15 protein-coding genes are annotated in these 16,938 nt (G+C 59.8%); 14 read left to right on the top strand and 1 reads right to left on the bottom strand.

The window, feature by feature from the left end:
* Positions 1–398: 398 nt before the first annotated feature.
* From KGB14_RS25890 to KGB14_RS25825, 14 genes are all read left to right on the top strand, one after another.
* The gene (locus tag KGB14_RS25890) at positions 399–812 is read left to right on the top strand and encodes an NADH-quinone oxidoreductase subunit A (RefSeq protein ID WP_007905050.1); all 414 of its coding nucleotides are present in this window, start codon (positions 399–401) and stop codon (positions 810–812) included.
* A gap of 10 nt (positions 813–822) precedes the next feature.
* Positions 823–1,497 carry a NuoB/complex I 20 kDa subunit family protein gene (locus tag KGB14_RS25885; protein WP_008014893.1) on the top strand — a complete coding sequence of 225 codons (675 nt, stop codon included), beginning with the start codon at positions 823–825 and terminating at the stop codon, positions 1,495–1,497.
* 71 nt (positions 1,498–1,568) lie between these two features.
* The gene (nuoC, locus tag KGB14_RS25880) at positions 1,569–3,353 is read left to right on the top strand and encodes an NADH-quinone oxidoreductase subunit C/D (protein WP_223489933.1); all 1,785 of its coding nucleotides are present in this window, start codon (positions 1,569–1,571) and stop codon (positions 3,351–3,353) included.
* A 2-nt stretch (positions 3,354–3,355) separates the two neighbouring features.
* Entirely contained in the window at positions 3,356–3,853 is a 498-nt protein-coding gene (gene nuoE / locus KGB14_RS25875) for an NADH-quinone oxidoreductase subunit NuoE (RefSeq protein WP_007940871.1), read from the top strand.
* On the top strand, positions 3,850–5,205 hold the full coding sequence (gene nuoF, locus KGB14_RS25870) for an NADH-quinone oxidoreductase subunit NuoF (RefSeq protein ID WP_223489931.1): 1,356 nt from the start codon (positions 3,850–3,852) through the stop codon (positions 5,203–5,205). Before nuoE ends, nuoF begins: the two co-directional genes overlap by 4 nt.
* A 137-nt stretch (positions 5,206–5,342) precedes the next feature.
* The gene (nuoG, locus tag KGB14_RS25865) at positions 5,343–8,057 is read left to right on the top strand and encodes an NADH-quinone oxidoreductase subunit NuoG (protein WP_223489929.1); all 2,715 of its coding nucleotides are present in this window, start codon (positions 5,343–5,345) and stop codon (positions 8,055–8,057) included.
* Positions 8,054–9,061, top strand: a complete 1,008-nt coding sequence (nuoH, locus tag KGB14_RS25860; RefSeq protein WP_223489927.1) for an NADH-quinone oxidoreductase subunit NuoH — start codon at positions 8,054–8,056, stop codon at positions 9,059–9,061. The genes nuoG and nuoH overlap by 4 nt, the downstream gene beginning before the upstream one ends.
* A 12-nt stretch (positions 9,062–9,073) precedes the next feature.
* Positions 9,074–9,619: an NADH-quinone oxidoreductase subunit NuoI gene (gene nuoI / locus KGB14_RS25855; protein WP_200889382.1), complete on the top strand. Its 546-nt coding sequence runs from the start codon at positions 9,074–9,076 to the stop codon at positions 9,617–9,619.
* Between the two features lie 9 nt (positions 9,620–9,628).
* The gene (gene nuoJ, locus KGB14_RS25850) at positions 9,629–10,132 is read left to right on the top strand and encodes an NADH-quinone oxidoreductase subunit J (RefSeq protein ID WP_223489925.1); all 504 of its coding nucleotides are present in this window, start codon (positions 9,629–9,631) and stop codon (positions 10,130–10,132) included.
* A gap of 2 nt (positions 10,133–10,134) precedes the next feature.
* Positions 10,135–10,443, top strand: coding sequence for an NADH-quinone oxidoreductase subunit NuoK (gene nuoK / locus KGB14_RS25845; RefSeq protein ID WP_007946416.1), 309 nt, complete (start codon positions 10,135–10,137; stop codon positions 10,441–10,443).
* The gene (gene nuoL / locus KGB14_RS25840) at positions 10,440–12,293 is read left to right on the top strand and encodes an NADH-quinone oxidoreductase subunit L (RefSeq protein ID WP_223489923.1); all 1,854 of its coding nucleotides are present in this window, start codon (positions 10,440–10,442) and stop codon (positions 12,291–12,293) included. The genes nuoK and nuoL overlap by 4 nt, the downstream gene beginning before the upstream one ends.
* Before the next feature lie 39 nt (positions 12,294–12,332).
* Positions 12,333–13,865: an NADH-quinone oxidoreductase subunit M gene (gene nuoM / locus KGB14_RS25835; RefSeq protein ID WP_223489921.1), complete on the top strand. Its 1,533-nt coding sequence runs from the start codon at positions 12,333–12,335 to the stop codon at positions 13,863–13,865.
* Positions 13,866–13,872: 7 nt separating this feature from the next.
* Positions 13,873–15,336, top strand: a complete 1,464-nt coding sequence (gene nuoN / locus KGB14_RS25830) for an NADH-quinone oxidoreductase subunit NuoN (protein WP_223489919.1) — start codon at positions 13,873–13,875, stop codon at positions 15,334–15,336.
* Between the two features lie 189 nt (positions 15,337–15,525).
* Positions 15,526–15,792 carry a type II toxin-antitoxin system Phd/YefM family antitoxin gene (locus tag KGB14_RS25825; protein ID WP_223490199.1) on the top strand — a complete coding sequence of 89 codons (267 nt, stop codon included), beginning with the start codon at positions 15,526–15,528 and terminating at the stop codon, positions 15,790–15,792.
* 318 nt (positions 15,793–16,110) lie between these two features.
* Here KGB14_RS25825 and KGB14_RS25820 read toward each other — a convergent pair whose 3' ends face one another.
* Positions 16,111–16,575, bottom strand: coding sequence for a GNAT family N-acetyltransferase (locus tag KGB14_RS25820; protein ID WP_223489917.1), 465 nt, complete (start codon positions 16,573–16,575; stop codon positions 16,111–16,113).
* Between the last annotated feature and the right edge of the window lie 363 nt (positions 16,576–16,938).

Below are 16,938 nucleotides of genomic sequence, written 5' to 3'. Positions count from 1 at the left end.
CATTGATCCAGAGCAGTTTCATGATCCGGAAAAGTGGGTAAAAGGAGCACGCCCGCTACTTGCAGTAACGTGCATATAAGACAACTTCGCGAGCCTCTACCCGCTAAACAGTTTGAAAACCGCTACAAATAATATTGATTATCATTTAACGAGAGCTATGTTCGTTACATTCCCTACAAAACATAATTGACGAAACCCCCGCTAATGCCCGGACCGCATGGGCTACAGGGCTTTGGAGGTGCGCTATGTCCTTATTCTCGTAAATAATTTCGCTATCGGAATTTTACTTGCTCGGTGTTTAGCCATAAAATCACCGCGATTGATTGCTGCGACATATCGTCACTGCTTTGTTTCTTTTCAAGCTCAGAGACCTTTGCTCTCTGTTAAGGATTACCAGCATGCCCGAAGCGACCGGACTCATGGCCCACAACTGGGGCTTTGCCATTTTCCTTCTGGGTGTCGGCGGCCTTTGCGCCTTCATGCTCGGCGTCTCCAGCCTCCTCGGGTCAAAAGCCTGGGGCCGCAGCAAAAACGAACCGTTCGAGTCCGGCATGCTACCTACAGGTGGCGCCCGCTTGCGGCTCTCAGCCAAATTCTATCTGGTCGCGATGCTCTTCGTGATCTTCGATATCGAAGCCCTTTTTCTCTTTGCCTGGTCTGTGTCCGTCCGCGAAAGCGGCTGGACCGGATTCGTCGAAGCTCTCGTTTTCATAGCAATTCTGTTGGCAGGTCTTGTCTACCTATTCCGAGTGGGCGCCCTTGACTGGGCTCCGGAAGCTCGTCGTAAGCGGCAAGCGAAGCTGAAACAATGAGGCTTTGGCAATGCAATACAATCTCACCCGGATCGACCCCGATGCTCCTAACGAGCAGTATCCGATTGGCAAACGGGAAACCGTTTCCGATCCGTTAGAAGATCAAGTCCACAAAAACATTTTCATGGGCAAGCTCGAAGACGTGCTCAACGGCACGATCAACTGGGGGCGCAAAAACTCCCTGTGGCCGTATAACTTCGGTCTTTCGTGCTGCTACGTGGAAATGACCACCGCCTTCACGGCGCCCCACGACATCGCGCGCTTTGGCGCCGAGGTTATCCGGGCATCACCGCGTCAGGCGGATTTCATGGTTATCGCCGGTACCTGCTTCATCAAGATGGCGCCGATCATTCAGCGTCTCTACGAGCAAATGCTCGAGCCTAAATGGGTCATCTCCATGGGTTCGTGCGCCAACTCCGGTGGCATGTACGACATCTACTCCGTCGTTCAAGGGGTGGACAAGTTCCTGCCCGTGGACGTCTACGTGCCTGGCTGCCCGCCCCGCCCTGAAGCTTTTCTGCAAGGCTTGATGCTGTTGCAGGAGTCGATTGGCCAGGAGCGTCGCCCACTTTCCTGGGTCGTTGGTGATCAAGGCGTTTATCGCGCCGAGATGCCTTCGCAAAAGGAACAGCGCCGCGAACAGCGTATTCAGGTAACCAACCTGCGCAGCCCCGACGAAGTCTGATCCAGTCTGTTCTTACAAAGAAACAAGAAACTGGCTTCATTCTTTACGTTGACCGAAAGCGATAAATAACCATGACTACAGGCAGTGCTCTGTACATCCCGCCTTATAAGGCAGACGACCAGGATGTGGTCGTCGAACTGAACAATCGTTTTGGCCCGGAGGCGTTCACCGCCCAGCCGACCCGCACCGGCATGCCGGTGCTTTGGGTTGCCCGCGCCAAACTCGTCGAAGTCCTGACTTTCCTGCGCAACCTGCCCAAGCCGTACGTCATGCTCTATGACCTGCACGGCGTGGACGAGCGTCTGCGCACCAAGCGTCAAGGGCTGCCAAGCGGCGCCGACTTCACTGTGTTCTATCACTTGATGTCGATCGAACGTAATAGTGACGTAATGATCAAGGTCGCCTTGTCCGAGAGCGACCTTAGCTTGCCGACCGTCACCAGCATCTGGCCGAACGCCAACTGGTACGAGCGTGAAGTCTGGGACATGTACGGCATCAACTTCGCCGGTCACCCGCACCTGACCCGCATCATGATGCCGCCGACCTGGGAAGGTCACCCGTTGCGCAAGGACTTCCCGGCCCGTGCCACCGAATTCGATCCGTTCAGCCTGACCCTGGCCAAGCAACAGCTTGAGGAAGAAGCCGCACGCTTCAAGCCTGAAGACTGGGGCATGAAGCGTTCCGGCCCGAACGAGGACTACATGTTCCTCAACCTCGGCCCGAACCACCCTTCGGCCCACGGTGCGTTCCGTATCATCCTGCAGCTGGACGGTGAAGAAATCGTCGACTGCGTGCCGGACGTCGGTTACCACCACCGTGGTGCCGAGAAGATGGCCGAGCGTCAGTCCTGGCACAGCTTCATTCCGTACACCGACCGTATCGACTACCTCGGCGGCGTGATGAACAACCTGCCGTACGTGCTCTCGGTCGAGAAGCTGGCCGGCATCAAGGTGCCCGAGAAGGTCGACGTCATCCGCATCATGATGGCCGAGTTCTTCCGGATCACCAGCCACCTGCTGTTCCTGGGGACTTACATCCAGGACGTCGGCGCCATGACCCCGGTATTCTTCACCTTCACCGACCGCCAGAAGGCGTACACGGTGATCGAAGCCATCACCGGTTTCCGTCTGCACCCGGCCTGGTACCGCATCGGTGGCGTGGCTCACGACCTGCCGCGCGGCTGGGAAAAACTGGTCAAGGATTTCGTCGAGTGGATGCCAAAGCGTCTGGACGAATACCAGAAAGCCGCACTGGACAACAGCATCCTGCGTGGCCGGACCATCGGCGTCGCCGCCTACAACACCAAAGAAGCCCTGGAATGGGGCGTCACCGGTGCCGGCCTGCGTTCGACCGGTTGCGATTTCGACCTGCGCAAGGCTCGCCCTTACTCCGGCTACGAAAACTTCGAATTCGAAATCCCGCTGGCGGCCAATGGCGATGCCTACGACCGTTGCATCGTTCGCGTCGAAGAAATGCGCCAGAGCCTCAAGATCATCGAGCAGTGCATGCGCAACATGCCGGAAGGCCCGTACAAGGCGGATCACCCGCTGACCACGCCGCCGCCCAAAGAGCGCACGCTGCAACACATCGAGACCCTGATCACGCACTTCCTGCAAGTTTCGTGGGGCCCGGTCATGCCGGCCAACGAATCCTTCCAGATGATCGAAGCGACCAAGGGCATCAACAGTTATTACCTGACGAGCGATGGCGGCACCATGAGCTACCGCACCCGGATTCGTACCCCAAGCTTCCCGCACCTGCAGCAGATCCCTTCGGTGATCAAAGGCAGCATGGTCGCGGACTTGATCGCGTACCTGGGTAGTATCGATTTCGTTATGGCCGACGTGGACCGCTAAGCATGAACAGCCCGCTTATCCAGACAGACCGTTTCGCCCTGAGCGAAACCGAGCGCTCGGCCATCGAGCACGAGCTGCATCACTACGAAGACCCGCGCGCGGCGTCGATCGAAGCCCTGAAGATCGTCCAGAAGGAACGTGGCTGGGTGCCTGACGGCGCGCTCTACGCCATCGGCGAAATCCTCGGCATCCCGGCCAGCGACGTTGAAGGGGTGGCGACGTTCTATAGCCAGATCTTCCGTCAGCCCGTGGGCCGTCATATCATTCGCGTCTGCGACAGCATGGTCTGCTACATCGGCGGCCACGAGTCGGTGGTCAGCGAAATCCAGAGCAAGCTGGGCATCGGCCTGGGTCAGACCACCGCCGACGGTCGTTTCACCCTGCTGCCGGTCTGCTGCCTCGGCAACTGCGACAAGGCGCCGGCGCTGATGATCGACGACGACACATTCGGTGATGTGCAGCCTGCCGGCGTTGCCAAATTGCTCGAGGGCTACGTATGACCCTGACTTCCTTCGGTCCAGCCAACCGCATCAAGCGTTCGGCCGAGACTCACCCGCTCACCTGGCGTCTGCGTGACGACGGCGAAGCCGTATGGCTCGACGAGTACCAGGCCAAGAACGGTTACGCCGCTGCGCGCAAGGCCTTCGCCGACATGGCCCAGGACGACATCGTCCAGACCGTGAAAGACTCCGGCCTCAAGGGCCGTGGCGGTGCAGGCTTCCCCACGGGCGTGAAGTGGGGCCTGATGCCCAAGGACGAATCCATCAATATCCGCTACCTGCTGTGCAACGCGGATGAGATGGAGCCGAACACCTGGAAAGACCGCATGCTGATGGAGCAACTGCCCCATCTGCTGATCGAAGGCATGCTGATCAGTGCTCGCGCGCTGAAAACCTACCGTGGCTACATCTTCCTGCGTGGCGAATACACCACCGCCGCCAAGCACCTGAACCGTGCCGTGGAAGAAGCCAAGGCAGCGGGCCTTTTGGGTAAAAACATCCTGGGCAGCGGCTTCGATTTCGAGCTGTTCGTGCACACCGGCGCCGGGCGTTACATCTGCGGTGAAGAAACCGCGCTGATCAACTCCCTCGAAGGCCGCCGCGCCAACCCGCGCTCCAAGCCGCCCTTCCCTGCCGCCGTGGGCGTGTGGGGCAAGCCGACTTGCGTGAACAACGTTGAAACCCTGTGCAACGTGCCGGCGATCATTGCCGACGGCGTGGACTGGTACAAATCGTTGGCCCGGGTCGGCAGCGAAGACATGGGCACCAAGCTCATGGGCTTCTCCGGCAAGGTCAAGAATCCGGGGCTGTGGGAATTGCCGTTCGGCGTCACCGGTCGCGAGCTGTTCGAAGACTACGCCGGCGGCATGCGCGACGGTTACAAGCTCAAGTGCTGGCAGCCAGGCGGCGCCGGTACCGGCTTCCTGTTGCCGGAACACCTGGACGCACAAATGTATGCCGGCGGCATCGCCAAAGTGGGCACCCGTATGGGGACCGGCCTGGCCATGGCGGTGGACGACAGCGTCAACATGGTGTCCTTGCTGCGCAACATGGAAGAGTTCTTCTCCCGTGAATCCTGCGGCTTCTGCACCCCGTGCCGTGACGGTCTGCCGTGGAGCGTCAAGCTGCTGCGCGCGATCGAGAACGGTGAGGGGCAAGCCGGCGATATCGAGACCCTGCTGGGTCTGGTCGGTTTCCTCGGCCCGGGCAAGACCTTCTGTGCTCACGCACCGGGTGCCGTGGAGCCGTTGGGCAGCGCCATCAAATACTTCCGTCCAGAGTTCGAAGCCGGCATCGCGCCCACCAGCGCCGCCGTCCCGCCTCTGGCAAAGCCGATCGTAGTCGGCGCTTAACGCTTTAAAAAAGGCGAACGGTCCGTGCCGTTCGCTTTTCGCGCGATGACGCCTTTAACGGCTGTTTTGATTCGCGCGGATAACAAGATTCCATTAGCCACGCCCGCTGACACCGGGCCAACGAAGAACTTTGAACCATGGCCACTATCCACGTAGACGGCAAAGAGCTCGAAGTCGATGGGGCAGACAACCTGTTACAGGCATGTCTGTCGCTAGGCCTCGATATCCCTTATTTCTGCTGGCACCCAGCCCTGGGCAGCGTTGGCGCTTGCCGCCAGTGCGCGGTCAAGCAGTACACCGACGAGAACGACAAGCGTGGTCGGATCGTCATGTCCTGCATGACCCCCGCCACCGACGGCAGCTGGATCTCCATCGACGACGAAGAAGCGAAAGTGTTTCGCGCCAGCGTCGTTGAATGGTTGATGACCAACCACCCTCACGACTGCCCGGTCTGTGAGGAAGGCGGTCACTGCCACCTGCAAGACATGACGGTGATGACCGGCCACAACGAGCGCCGTTATCGCTTCACCAAGCGTACTCACCAGAACCAGCAACTGGGCCCGTTCATTTCCCACGAAATGAACCGCTGCATCGCCTGCTATCGCTGCGTGCGCTTCTATAAGGACTACGCCGGCGGCACCGACCTCGGCGTATTCGGCGCTCACGACAACGTGTACTTCGGTCGCGTTGAAGACGGCACCCTCGAAAGCGAGTTCTCCGGCAACCTCACCGAGGTCTGCCCGACCGGTGTGTTCACCGACAAGACTCACTCCGAGCGTTACAACCGCAAGTGGGACATGCAGTTCTCGCCGAGCATCTGCCATGGCTGCTCCAGCGGTTGCAACATTTCCCCGGGCGAGCGTTACGGTGAACTGCGTCGCATCGAAAACCGTTTCAACGGTTCGGTGAACCAGTACTTCCTGTGCGACCGTGGCCGTTTCGGCTATGGCTACGTCAACCGCGAAGACCGCCCGCGTCAGCCATTGCTGGCCAACGGCACGAAGCTGAGCCTCGACGAAGCGCTGGATAAAGCCGCCGACCTGCTGCGTGGTCGCAACATCGTCGGTATCGGTTCGCCACGCGCCAGCCTCGAAAGCAACTACGCGTTGCTCGAACTGGTCGGCGCCGAGCACTTCTACTCCGGCATCGAAGCCGCTGAGCTTGAGCGCATTCGTCTGGTCATGCAGGTGCTCAAAGACAGCCCGCTGCCGATCCCGAACATGCGCGACATCGAAGATCACGATGCGATTTTCGTCCTCGGTGAAGACCTGACCCAGACCGCTGCGCGCATGGCCCTGGCCCTGCGTCAATCGGTCAAGGGCAAGGCCGAAGACATGGCCGACGCCATGCGCGTTCAGCCGTGGCTCGACGCTGCCGTGAAGAACATCGGCCAGCACGAAATGAACCCGCTGTTCATCGCCAGCCTGGCTGAAACCAAGCTCGACGACGTGGCTGAAGAATGCGTTCACGCCGCTCCCGACGACCTGGCCCGTATCGGTTTCGCCGTGGCTCACGCCCTCGATGCCAGCGCGCCGGCCGTTGAAGGCCTGGACACTGAAGCCCTCGAACTGGCTCAGCGCATCGCCAACGCCCTGCTCGCTGCCAAGCGTCCATTGATCATTGCCGGTACCTCGCTGGGTTCCAAGGCGCTGATCGAAGCCGCGGCGAACATCGCCAAGGCCCTGAAGCTGCGCGAGAAGAACGGTTCCATCAGCCTGATCGTGCCGGAGGCCAACAGCCTTGGCCTGGCCATGCTCGGTGGCGAATCGGTCGACGCAGCCCTGCAAGCGGTGATCGACGGTAAAGCCGACGCCATCGTGGTACTGGAAAACGACCTGTACACCCGCACCGACAAAGCCCGTGTCGATGCCGCCCTGAACGCCGCGAAAGTGGTGATCGTGGCGGACCATCAGAAGACTGCCACCAGTGATCGCGCGCATCTGGTACTGCCAGCGGCCAGCTTCGCTGAAGGCGACGGTACGCTGATCAGCCAGGAAGGCCGCGCCCAGCGTTTCTTCCAGGTCTTCGACCCGACTTACCTCGACGCGAGCATTCTGGTTCGCGAAGGCTGGCGCTGGCTGCATGCCCTGCGTTCGACCTTGCTGAACCAGCCGATCGACTGGACCCAACTGGACCACGTCACCGCTGCCTGCGCTGCAAGCACACCGCAACTGGCGCGCATCGTCGACGCCGCGCCGTCCGCCGCGTTCCGTATCAAAGGCCTGAAACTGGCTCGCGAGCCGCTGCGTTACAGCGGCCGGACCGCCATGCGCGCCGACATCAGCGTGCACGAACCGCGTACCTCCCAGGACAACGACACTGCGTTCTCGTTCTCCATGGAAGGTTACTCGGGCTCGGTCGAACCGCGTCAGCAAGTACCCTTCGCCTGGTCTCCGGGCTGGAACTCGCCGCAAGCCTGGAACAAGTTCCAGGACGAAGTCGGTGGTCACATCCGCGCTGGCGACCCGGGCACTCGCCTGATCGAAAGCAGCGGTGATTCGCTGAACTGGTTTGCCAGTGTTCCGCGTGCGTTCAACCCGGCTCCGGGCACCTGGCAGGTCGTGCCGTTCTTCCACCTGTTCGGCAGCGAAGAGAACTCTTCCAAAGCCGCGCCGGTTCAAGAACGCATTCCAGCCCCGTACCTGTCGCTGGCCAAGTCCGAAGCCGATCGTCTGGGTGTCAATGACGGTGCCCTGCTGAGCCTGAACGTGGCCGGCCAGACCCTGCGTCTGCCGCTGCGCATCAACGAAGAGCTGGGCGCCGGTCTGGTCGCGTTGCCAGCCGGTATCGCCGGCATTCCGCCTGCGATCTTTGGCAAATCCGTTGACGGTCTGCAGGAGGCAGCACTATGACCCTGTTCACTCCTGAAGTGATCTACATCATCATCGCGGTCCTCAAGGCCATCGTGATTCTGCTCGCCGTGGTGGTGTGCGGCGCGCTGCTGAGCTGGGTCGAGCGTCGTCTGCTCGCCCTCTGGCAGGACCGTTACGGTCCGAACCGCGTCGGCCCGTTCGGCGCGTTCCAGATTGCGGCCGACATGATCAAGATGTTCTTCAAGGAAGACTGGACCCCGCCGTTCGCCGACAAAGTGATCTTCACGTTGGCGCCGGTCGTGGCCATGAGTGCCTTGCTGATTGCCTTCGCGATCATCCCGATCACCCCGACCTGGGGCGTGGCGGATATCAACATCGGCATCCTGTTCTTCTTCGCCATGGCCGGTCTGTCGGTCTACGCGGTGCTGTTCGCAGGCTGGTCGAGTAACAACAAGTTCGCCCTGTTGGGCAGCTTGCGGGCCTCGGCACAAACCGTGTCGTACGAAGTGTTCATGGGCCTGTCGCTGATGGGCATCGTGATCCAGGTCGGCTCGTTCAACATGCGCGACATCGTTGAATATCAAGCCCAGAACCTGTGGTTCGTCATTCCGCAGATCTTCGGTTTCCTGACCTTCTTCATCGCTGGCGTCGCCGTGACTCACCGTCACCCGTTCGACCAGCCGGAAGCGGAACAGGAACTGGCCGACGGTTACCACATTGAATACGCCGGCATGAAATGGGGCATGTTCTTCGTCGGCGAGTACATCGGCATCGTGCTGATTTCGGCGCTGCTGGTAACCTTGTTCTTCGGTGGCTGGCACGGTCCGTTCGGCATTCTGCCGCAGATCCCGTTCATCTGGTTCGCATTGAAAACCGCGTTCTTCATCATGTTCTTCATCCTGCTGCGCGCCTCGATTCCGCGCCCACGGTATGACCAAGTGATGGACTTCAGCTGGAAGTTCTGCCTGCCACTGACCCTCGTCAACATGCTGGTGACCGCTGCGATCGTGTTGCTCAACACGCCCGCCGTCGCGGCTCAGTGAGGATAGAGAATCATGAAGTACATTTTTGACATCGTGCATGGCTTCTTCACCCAGCTTCGCAGCCTGGTGATGATTTTCGGCCACGCCTTCCGCAAGCGCGACACGCTGCAGTACCCGGAAGAAGCCGTGTACCTGCCGCCGCGCTTTCGTGGACGTATCGTGCTGACCCGCGACCCCGACGGCGAAGAGCGTTGTGTTGCCTGCAACCTGTGCGCCGTGGCGTGCCCGGTGGGCTGCATCTCGCTGCAGAAAGCTGAAACCGATGACGGTCGCTGGTACCCGGAGTTCTTCCGCATCAACTTCTCGCGCTGCATTTTCTGCGGCCTCTGCGAGGAAGCCTGCCCGACCACCGCGATCCAGCTGACACCGGATTTCGAAATGGCCGAGTTCAAACGTCAGGACCTGGTTTACGAGAAAGAAGATCTGCTGATCTCCGGCCCCGGCAAAAACCCTGATTACAACTTCTATCGTGTTGCAGGTATGGCGATTGCCGGTAAGCCAAAAGGCTCCGCGCAAAATGAAGCCGAACCGATCAACGTGAAGAGCTTGCTGCCTTAAGGAAGAAAGATGGAATTCGCTTTCTATTTCGCATCGGGTATCGCGGTTGTGTCCACGCTTCGCGTGATCACCAACACCAACCCCGTGCACGCCCTGCTCTACCTGATCATTTCGCTGATCGCCGTGGCCATGACCTTTTTCGCCCTCGGCGCACCGTTCGCCGGTGTGCTGGAAGTGATCGCCTACGCCGGCGCCATCATGGTGCTGTTCGTGTTCGTGGTGATGATGCTGAACCTGGGGCCTGCCTCGGTTCAGCAAGAGCGCGTCTGGCTCAAACCCGGTATCTGGCTGGGCCCGGTCGCACTCGGCACCCTGCTGCTGGTTGAACTGCTGTACGTGCTGTTCAGCCATTCCAGCGGTCAGGCCCTCGGCCACACCACCGTAGACGCCAAGGCCGTGGGCATCAGCCTGTTCGGTCCTTATCTGCTGGTGGTCGAACTCGCCTCGATGCTGCTGCTCGCCGCAGCCGTCACGGCGTTCCACTTGGGCCGCAACGAAGCCAAGGAGCAATGACGATGCCTGCTATCCCTATGGAGCATGGTCTGGCGGTTGCCGGCATCCTGTTCTGCCTCGGTCTGGTCGGCCTGATGGTCCGGCGCAACATTCTTTTCGTGCTGATGAGCCTGGAGGTCATGATGAATGCCTCCGCGTTGGCGTTCATCGTTGCCGGTAGCCGCTGGGCGCAGCCGGATGGACAGATCATGTTCATCCTGGTGATCAGCCTGGCAGCCGCCGAGGCCAGTATCGGCCTGGCGATCCTGCTGCAACTGTATCGCCGCTTCCACACGCTCGATATCGACGCTGCCAGTGAGATGCGCGGATGAACCTTCTCTATCTGACTTTCGTATTCCCTCTCATAGGTTTCCTGCTGCTGGCGTTCTCACGCGGTCGCTTCTCGGAAAACCTTTCGGCGCTGATCGGCGTCGGTTCCATCGGCCTGTCGGCAATCGTCGCGGCTTATGTGATCTGGCAGTTCAACGTTGCGCCACCCGAGGGTGGTCATTACACCCACGTACTGTGGCAATGGATGGCGGTGGAAGGCTTTACGCCGAACTTCGCCCTGTACCTGGATGGTCTGTCCGTGACCATGCTCGGTGTGGTGGTGGGCGTGGGCTTCCTGATCCACCTGTTCGCGTCCTGGTACATGCGCGGTGAAGCCGGTTACTCGCGCTTCTTCGCCTACACCAACCTGTTTATCGCCAGCATGCTGTTCCTGGTCCTGGCCGATAACCTGCTGTTCGTGTACTTCGGCTGGGAAGGCGTGGGCCTGTGCTCGTACCTGTTGATCGGTTTCTACTACAGCAACCGCAACAACGGTAACGCGGCACTCAAAGCCTTTATCGTCACCCGCGTCGGCGACGTGTTCATGGCCATCGGCCTGTTCATCCTGTTCCAGCAGTTGGGCACGCTGAACATCCAGGAACTGCTGGTCAAGGCGCCTGAGCACTTCAAGGCCGGCGACTTCTGGATCGTTCTGGCGACCCTGATGCTGCTGGGCGGCGCTGTCGGTAAATCCGCGCAACTGCCGCTGCAAACCTGGCTGGCGGATGCGATGGCCGGCCCTACCCCGGTTTCGGCACTGATCCACGCCGCGACCATGGTGACCGCCGGTGTCTACCTGATCGCCCGTACTCACGGCTTGTTCGCCCTGGCGCCGGATATCCTGCACCTGGTGGGTGTCGTGGGTGGCGTGACGCTGGTGCTGGCAGGTTTTGCCGCACTGGTTCAGACCGACATCAAACGTATCCTCGCCTACTCGACCATGAGCCAGATCGGCTACATGTTCCTGGCCCTGGGCGTGGGTGCATGGGATGGCGCGATCTTCCACCTGATGACCCACGCCTTCTTCAAGGCACTGCTGTTCCTTGCGTCCGGTTCGGTGATCGTTGCCTGCCACCACGAGCAGAACATCTTCAAGATGGGCGGTCTGTGGAAGAAACTGCCGCTGGCCTACACCAGCTTCATCGTCGGCGGCGCGGCCCTGGCGGCCTTGCCTCTGGTGACCGCAGGCTTCTACTCCAAGGACGAAATCCTCTGGGAAGCGTTCGCCAGCGGTAACCAGGGTCTGCTGTATGCAGGTCTGGTCGGTGCCTTCATGACCTCGCTGTACACCTTCCGCCTGATCTTCATCGCGTTCCACGGTGAAGCAAAGACCGAAGCACACGCCGGTCACGGTATCGCTCACTGGTTGCCACTGTCGGTGCTGATCGTACTGTCGACGTTCGTCGGCGCGATGATCGTTCCACCGCTGCACGATGTACTGCCGGAAAGCGTCGGCCATGCCGGCGGCGAAGCCAAGCACAGTCTGGAAATCGCGTCGGGCGCCATTGCCCTGGCCGGTATCCTGCTGTCCGCGCTACTGTTCCTCGGCAAGCGCCGCTTCGTCACCGCCATCGCCAACAGCGGCGTCGGCCGCTTCCTTTCGGCCTGGTGGTTCGCTGCCTGGGGCTTCGACTGGATCTACGACAAACTGTTCGTCAAGCCTTACCTTGCGATCAGCCATGTACTGCGCAAAGACCCGCTCGACCAGACTATCGGTCTGATCCCGCGTATGGCCAAAGGCGGTCACACCGCCCTGAGCCGCACCGAGACCGGTCAATTGCGTTGGTATGCCGCCTCGATGGCTGCTGGTGCCGTGCTGGTAATCGGCGCCGTCGTGCTGGTAGCGGTCTGATATGAACCTTGCGAACTTGCGAAAGGAAACGAGCCCGTCATGATTTTGCCCTGGCTAATCCTGATCCCCTTCATCGGCGGCCTGCTGTGCTGGATGGGTGAGCGCTTCGGCGCCACCCTCCCCCGCTGGATTGCGCTGATCACCATGTCCCTGTTGCTCTCCCTCGGCCTCTGGCTGTGGGCCAACGGTGATTATTCATTTGCCCCGGCGCCTGGCGCCGACCCGACCTGGGCGCTTGAGTTCAAGCACGTCTGGATCCAGCGCTTCGGCATCAACGTGCACCTGGCCCTCGACGGCCTGTCGCTGTTGATGATCCTGCTGACCGGTCTGCTGGGTGTCCTCTCGGTACTCTGCTCGTGGAAAGAGATCCAGCGTCACGTGGGCTTCTTCCACTTGAACCTGATGTGGATCCTGGGCGGTGTCGTCGGCGTGTTCCTCGCCCTCGACCTGTTCATGTTCTTCTTCTTCTGGGAAATGATGCTGGTGCCGATGTACTTCCTCATCGCGCTCTGGGGTCACAGTTCTTCGGACGGCAAGAAAACCCGGATCTACGCGGCGACCAAGTTCTTCATCTTCACTCAGGCTTCCGGCCTGATCATGTTGGTGGCGATCCTGGGTCTGGTCCTGGTCAACTTCAACAACACTGGCGTGATTACCTTCAACTACGCCGATCTGTTGAAAACCAAGATGTCGATGACCACCGAGTACATCCTGATGCTCGGTTTCTTCATCGCCTTCGCGGTCAAGCTGCCCGTGGTGCCGTTCCACTCCTGGTTGCCTGACGCTCACGCCCAGGCACCGACCGCGGGTTCCGTGGACCTGGCCGGTATCTTGTTGAAGACGGCTGCTTACGGTCTGCTGCGTTTCGCCCTTCCGCTGTTCCCGAATGCCTCGGCCGAGTTCGCGCCGTTCGCCATGACCCTGGGTCTGATCGGGATCTTCTACGGTGCGTTCCTGGCCTTCGCGCAAACCGACATCAAGCGTCTGATTGCCTTTTCGTCCGTTTCCCACATGGGCTTCGTGCTGATCGGCATCTACTCCGGCAGCCAACTGGCGCTGCAGGGCGCGGTGATGCAGATGCTGGCGCACGGTCTGTCGGCGGCAGCACTCTTTATCCTCTCCGGTCAGCTGTACGAGCGCACCCACACCCGCGACATGCGTGAGATGGGTGGCCTGTGGTCGAAGATCGCTTACCTGCCGGCTCTCAGCCTGTTCTTCGCCGCCGCGTCGCTGGGCTTGCCGGCGACCGGTAACTTTGTCGGTGAGTTCCTGATTCTGATCGGCACCTTCGCCAGCGCCCCATGGGTCACTGTGATTGCGACGTCCGGCCTGGTGTTCGGTTCGGTCTACTCGCTGATCATGATCCACCGTGCCTACTTCGGCCCGTCCAAATCGGACGCGGTGTTGCATGGCATGGACGGTCGCGAACTGATCATGGTGGTTGGGCTTGCGGCACTGCTGCTCTACATCGGCGTGTACCCGCAACCGTTCCTCGATACCTCTGCCGCTACGATGCATGGCGTGCAGCAGTGGCTCGGCACCGCCTTCACTCAACTCGCTTCGGCCCGGTAAGAGCGCTATGGAATTCACGACTCAACACTTTATCGCGCTTGCGCCGTTGTTGATCACCAGCGCCACGATCATCGTGGTGATGCTGGCAATCGCCTGGCGCCGCAACCACTCGCAGACCTTCCTGATTTCCGTGGCGGGTCTGAACCTGGCGTTGCTGTCGATCCTGCCAGCCCTGAAAGTCGCGCCGCTGGCCGTGACTCCACTGCTGCAGATCGACACGTTCGCCTGCTTGTACATGGCGCTGATCCTGGTCGCCACCCTCGCTTGTGTCACCCTCGCCCACGCCTACCTCGGCGATGGCGGTTCGGGTTACCCGGGCAACCGTGAAGAACTTTACCTGCTGATCCTGATGGCCGCCGCCGGTGGCCTGGTACTGGTCAGCGCGCAGCACCTGGCCGGGTTGTTCGTCGGTCTGGAACTGCTCTCGGTACCGGTCTACGGTCTGGTGGCGTATGCCTTCTTCAACAAGCGTTCGCTGGAAGCCGGCATCAAGTACATGGTGCTGTCGGCCGCCGGTTCCGCGTTCCTGTTGTTCGGCATGGCCCTGCTCTACGCCGACTCCGGTAGCCTGAGCTTCGTCGGTATCGGCCAGGCCTTGGCGGCCACTGGCCTGCCAAGTTCGCTGGCTCAAATGGGCCTGGGCATGATGCTGATCGGCCTGGCGTTCAAACTGTCGCTGGTGCCGTTCCACCTCTGGACCCCGGACGTTTATGAAGGGGCTCCGGCTCCGGTGGCGGCGTTCCTGGCCACCGCATCGAAAGTCGCTGTGTTCGCGGTGATGGTGCGTCTGTTCCAGATCTCGCCAGCGGCGAGCAGCGGCGTGCTGAGCGACGTGCTGACCATCATCGCCATCGCGTCGATCCTGTTCGGTAACCTGCTGGCACTGACCCAAAGCAACCTCAAGCGTCTGCTGGGTTACTCGTCCATCGCTCACTTCGGCTACCTGCTGATCGCCCTGGTGGCGAGCAAAGGCCTGGCCGTGGAAGCCATCGGCGTGTACCTGGTCACCTACGTGATCACCAGCCTCGGCGCGTTCGGTGTGATCACCCTGATGTCCTCGCCGTACAACGGCCGTGACGCGGACGCCCTGTACGAATACCGCGGCCTGTTCTGGCGCCGTCCGTACCTGACCGCCGTCCTGACCGTGATGATGCTGTCCCTGGCCGGTATCCCGCTGACCGCGGGCTTCATCGGCAAGTTCTACATCATCGCCACCGGCGTCGAGTCGCACCAATGGTGGCTGGTCGGTTCTCTGGTACTGGGCAGCGCCATCGGCGTCTTCTACTACCTGCGCGTGATGGTCACCCTGTACCTGATCGAACCGAACCTGCGTCGCCACGATGCGCAACTGCACTGGGAACAACGTGCAGGCGGTGTGATGCTGCTGGCGATTGCAGTACTGGCGTTCTTCCTTGGCCTGTATCCACAGCCGCTGCTGAACCTGGTTCAACAGTCGGGGTTGGCGGGTTGATCGCTTAGGCGTACTCGGCAGAAAACAGAAACGGCACCTTCGGGTGCCGTTTTTGCGTTTGTGGGATTTGTTACTGCTGCCCTTCCCTCCCTTCTGCAATCCCCGAAAGTTCGCGCGGGAATGTCCGTTCCGTCCTACATCCAGCACTGCGCACTTGGCTCTATCTTGAATGACTGGCTGGATAGATAAATCAACGCGAGAAAGAACAATGAACCGTGGCATCGTCGTTCCGTTGGCCGAAGCAAAAAAAATCTGTCCAAACTCGTCGACGACGCAGCCGCCGGGCAGATCATCACGATTGCCAAACATGGTCGGGCTCTTGCGCGTCTGGTTCCGGCGGGAAAACCCTGCGGCCAGCGTATCGGTGCGATGAAAGGCAAACTGGTGCTTCCCGAAGACTATGACGCCTCACTACCGGACGACTTGCTCAATGCTTTTGAAGGCACTCAAGAATGAGGCGTCTCGAAAGCTCAGACATTGGTGACCCTTGCCCGGAACACTGCCGTGTGGCATTGCCCTGATGAAAAATCAGAGTGAATACCAACCAGCCTGAAGTTGCAGGGTTGCCCTGCAACATAGAATCTCCCACATCGAATCAGCTGCGGACACACACTATGCGATAGACGGAAATCAACTGTGGGAGCGAGCCTGCTCGCGATAGCAATGGAACAGGCACAAATGAGAGCGGCACGTTTCGGGTGCCGTTTTTGCGTTTTGAGATCGGAGCTTCAGGCGCCGAATTATGCGGTGTTTCTCAGGCCGCTTCCGAAACCTTCACAGTTTCTTCACCATAGGAACGCAGGCCAGTTGAAGACCGGAGGGGGAATGGTAAACCGCAGGTTCCTCCCCAATGTAACCACAGCGTCGATAAAAGTCGGCGGCATTCAAAGTCGCATCTAGGCGGACTTCCGCCAAGCCAAGATCCCGCGCCAGATCTTCGAGAAAGCCCACGACGCGCTTGCCCAAACCTCGTTGCATAAAGTCAGGATGTATAAAGATTGCACCGATTTCGCGGTTCTCCAGATCCAGCATGCCTGTCGCCACTGGCTCACTCTGAACGCACCCCAGATAGAAATACTTTTCCATGAGCGCGCAGTAACCGTCCTCAGCTGACCCCGATGTCCAAGTCAGCATTTGCTTCTCGGTATAGGCACCGATGCATTGATGTCGGATGGCTAGCAGCCGTATGTCGAATGCAGTCTGCGCGTCGCTTTGGGTAGCTTTTCTAATTTCGAACATTTCACTCTCCATCAGCCATGTGCAGACGGAGAATCAAAAAGCCCCGTCCATCTCTGGCGGGGCTTTGGGTAACACGTCAAATGCCAAGCACGTATGACCTTATGGCCCACCGGAAGCGGTCATAGAGGAACACATCATGTTCATTCGGCGTAGATCATTCATCGACAGATAGTGCTGTGGATGAACCGATGAGTCAATTGCGAAGTCCCCCTCCCCCAGCACTACACGAAAATTCTCACCGGACTGGTCGCTTCGTCCTACAGGCGTTTTTACGACCGAGGTCTACCTTGAAAACGGGGGACGAAAAGGATGGCTTCGATGCCTTGACCTATTCGATTATCAAGACAACACTATACGTAGGTG

The organism is Pseudomonas sp. A-RE-19 (assembly GCF_019956555.1).
In the GTDB taxonomy this organism is placed as follows: domain Bacteria; phylum Pseudomonadota; class Gammaproteobacteria; order Pseudomonadales; family Pseudomonadaceae; genus Aquipseudomonas.
The sequence above is the reverse complement of the archived record's forward strand: the minus strand, read 5'-3'. Positions and strand labels throughout refer to the sequence as shown.

Bases quoted from the DNA above. Each gene is read 5' to 3' on its own strand.
- KGB14_RS25890 (WP_007905050.1), top strand. From the start codon at position 399: ATGCCCGAAGCGACCGGACTCATGGCCCACAACTGGGGCTTTGCCATT.
- KGB14_RS25885 (WP_008014893.1), top strand. From the start codon at position 823: ATGCAATACAATCTCACCCGGATCGACCCCGATGCTCCTAACGAGCAG.
- nuoC (WP_223489933.1), top strand. From the start codon at position 1,569: ATGACTACAGGCAGTGCTCTGTACATCCCGCCTTATAAGGCAGACGAC.
- nuoE (WP_007940871.1), top strand. From the start codon at position 3,356: ATGAACAGCCCGCTTATCCAGACAGACCGTTTCGCCCTGAGCGAAACC.
- nuoF (WP_223489931.1), top strand. From the start codon at position 3,850: ATGACCCTGACTTCCTTCGGTCCAGCCAACCGCATCAAGCGTTCGGCC.
- nuoG (WP_223489929.1), top strand. From the start codon at position 5,343: ATGGCCACTATCCACGTAGACGGCAAAGAGCTCGAAGTCGATGGGGCA.
- nuoH (WP_223489927.1), top strand. From the start codon at position 8,054: ATGACCCTGTTCACTCCTGAAGTGATCTACATCATCATCGCGGTCCTC.
- nuoI (WP_200889382.1), top strand. From the start codon at position 9,074: ATGAAGTACATTTTTGACATCGTGCATGGCTTCTTCACCCAGCTTCGC.
- nuoJ (WP_223489925.1), top strand. From the start codon at position 9,629: ATGGAATTCGCTTTCTATTTCGCATCGGGTATCGCGGTTGTGTCCACG.
- nuoK (WP_007946416.1), top strand. From the start codon at position 10,135: ATGCCTGCTATCCCTATGGAGCATGGTCTGGCGGTTGCCGGCATCCTG.
- nuoL (WP_223489923.1), top strand. From the start codon at position 10,440: ATGAACCTTCTCTATCTGACTTTCGTATTCCCTCTCATAGGTTTCCTG.
- nuoM (WP_223489921.1), top strand. From the start codon at position 12,333: ATGATTTTGCCCTGGCTAATCCTGATCCCCTTCATCGGCGGCCTGCTG.
- nuoN (WP_223489919.1), top strand. From the start codon at position 13,873: ATGGAATTCACGACTCAACACTTTATCGCGCTTGCGCCGTTGTTGATC.
- KGB14_RS25820 (WP_223489917.1), bottom strand. From the start codon at position 16,575: ATGTTCGAAATTAGAAAAGCTACCCAAAGCGACGCGCAGACTGCATTC.